The sequence below is a fragment of the Paraburkholderia madseniana genome (assembly GCF_009690905.1).
GTDB lineage: Bacteria > Pseudomonadota > Gammaproteobacteria > Burkholderiales > Burkholderiaceae > Paraburkholderia > Paraburkholderia madseniana.
Window position 1 is genome coordinate 1 of sequence record NZ_VOSW01000240.1, and the last position, 2,540, is coordinate 2,540.

2 protein-coding genes are annotated in these 2,540 nt (G+C 67.2%); one reads left to right on the forward strand and one right to left on the reverse strand.

The window, feature by feature from the left end; all coding sequences use genetic code 11:
• Positions 1–704 (forward strand): hypothetical protein (locus tag FSO04_RS46750; protein ID WP_166618400.1); only part of this gene is annotated, 704 nt, incomplete at its 5' end.
• Positions 705–724: 20 nt separating this feature from the next.
• Here the strand turns inward: FSO04_RS46750 and FSO04_RS45480 are convergent.
• Positions 725–2,428 (reverse strand): GGDEF domain-containing protein, encoded by a 1,704-nt coding sequence (locus tag FSO04_RS45480; RefSeq protein ID WP_166618401.1) that lies wholly within the window; start codon positions 2,426–2,428, stop codon positions 725–727.
• Positions 2,429–2,540 lie beyond the last annotated feature (112 nt).

Sequence of the window (2,540 nt, forward strand, 5' to 3'; positions counted from 1 at the left end):
GCCTCGTGACGGAACTCAACGCGGATCTGAAGGGCCCGCTTGGGGACGCGGGCGTGTGCGTGACGCGCATGCTCGAGGCGTGCGGGCGTCGCGATAGTGCGCAGCTCGAACGGTGGCTCGTTGATCTGCTTGCCATCGTGGACGAGCTGCGCGCGAGGGTCCAGCGGCTCGACGTGTTCTGCCGCAGGGATGCCGGCGTATTCGGCGTCGTCACGTTGCGTGCCGCGGTGAAGGAGGCGCTATGGATCGTCGGCGCGCGTCACGGGGCGCTTGCGCAGCGGGTGCGGCTAGCCGTCAGCGACGACCATGTCTGGTGCAATGCGGAGCGGCTCGTGCTGCTCGTCGTCAGTGTGCTGGATCATCTGCTGCGCAGGCAGGGCGGCGCGCATGGCAGCATTGAAATCGGCTCGCGTGTTTGTGGCGACGGAGTTGATCTGCTGGTGTCGTTCGACGGCGAGGTGGTCGACGATGCGTTGCTTGCGCCGCCGCTCGAACAGCTGATGCGCGATGCGGCGGAAAGCCGCGCGCCGGGTCTGGAGTTGATGATCGCCGCCGAAGCCGCGCTCGCGATGAATACGCGGCTCGGATCGCGTGTCGACGACGCCGGGCGTGGCGAGTACCGGGTGCATCTGGTCAACCCGAAAGCGGCCAGCGAGGCGGCGGCCAATGGCGTCACACAGCGGCCTGCGGGCGTCGGCGTGTGACCTGGCGCGCGCCGTCCAGCTCAGGGTGAAGGCGCTTCAGCCAGTTCCGCAATGACGCAGTTGCGGCCACTTTTCTTGGCGCGATAGAGCAGGTTGTCCGCGAGCTTGAAGAGTTGCTCGACGTCGGCCGTACCCGGCGCCTCGCAACACGCGACGCCGAAGCTGGCGGTCACGGTGAACGGATCGCCGTGACCGGAGCTGACCGGCGTTTGCGCGATGGCGGAGCGCATGCGCTCCGCCGCGGCGACTGCGTGCTCCTGCTCGGATACGCGCATCAGCACGACGAACTCATCGCCGCCGACGCGGGCGACGATATCGGTTTGCCGCCACGTTTGCCGGCACAGTTGCGCGACCATGCGCAGCGTGAGGTCGCCAGCGCCGTGGCCGTGCGTGTCGTTGACCTGCTTGAAGCGGTCGACGTCGAACATGACGATCGCGTAGTTGGGCTCGTCCAGGTTCACGGTGCGCCAGTCGGCTTTGGCCCGGCGTTCGAGCGCGCGGCGATTGGCCAGGCCGGTCAGCGAGTCGGTTTCGGACAGCTCTTTCATGTCAAGCATTAGCCGGTCGCGCAGGTTTTCGAGCTTCATCTTCTCGATCCGGCTCGCGTTGAGCGCGGCGATCGAAGCGAGCAGTTTCGCCACCTCCATGCTATGCGGCACCACGGGCACTTCCGCATTCAGGTCGCCGCTGGCGATCGCGTCGATCATGCGCGCGGCGTCCAGCAGCGGGGCCACCATGCGTTGGCGTACGATCAACAGCATCGCGGCCAACACCCCGCAAATCAGCATTGCGACCGCGAACGCCACCAGCAGGCGAATCCGCGCGTCGATGCGGCGGTCATGCAGATCCGCCTCGGCCAGATCGAGCAGCACGTCGCGCAGGCCGGTGATCGAGCGCATCGGCGGCACATAGGCGGCCGCAAACCGGGCGGGTGAAATGCCGGTGGCGTCGCCCCGGATCGCCAGCGCCTGCACATGCTCGGCGTAGCCGATACCGGTGACGAAATATTGCCGCTCCATGTTGGCGAGCGCCGCGCGCGCCGCGTCGGAGCGTGGGCTTACCGTCAGCCGGTTGATCACCAGCGCGTGCAACTGGTCGACGCGGCCCCGTATCCGCTCGATGCCTCGTAGCTCCTTGGTAGTGAGCGGCCGTTGGGCCGCGAGCGCCGCCGTGAACTGCGACCCGAGCTGTCCGGCGAACTCCCGCAGATCCGCGAGCAGGCGTGTCGTCGGGACCCAGTTCAGTGTGCCGGGTCCGCCCTCGCGGACGGCGAGCGAGATTTCGTCGAGCGGAGGCGCCACTTCCGGAATGATCGCGATCATGCCCTGGATGGCCTCGCTTATCTCCGCCGAGCGCCGCTCATGCAACGGCTTCGCGAGCAGCACATCGACCCTCGCGCGCGCCGTCCCGAGGTCGACGCGCATCTTCTCGATGGCCGCCGACTCGCGCGCGCAGTCGCCGGCGCAACTTCTGTCCTTCAGTATCGCCACGAGGTGGGCGATCTGCCGGTCGCTTTCGGCGCGCGCCCGTGCGAGCGTCTCGGCGCATGGAGCGGAAATCGGCAGGTCCTCGCCGAGCGCGGCATTGGTGGGGCCCCGTTCCGCGGACACTTTTTCCATCACGACCAGGCTGGCCCTGAAGCCCTCGAAGGCTTGCAGGGCGACGCTCGCACCGTTGCTTTCCGACCATTCGTGAGCGAGTGCCCAACCGACCGGCACCGTCACGGCCGCCAGAATACACGCGACGAGAAACCCGAGAAGACGGGTGACCGGCATTGTTCCCAAGAAATTCGCTGCCCTCATATGACCTCACTCATGCGGATGACGCGCAACGTTG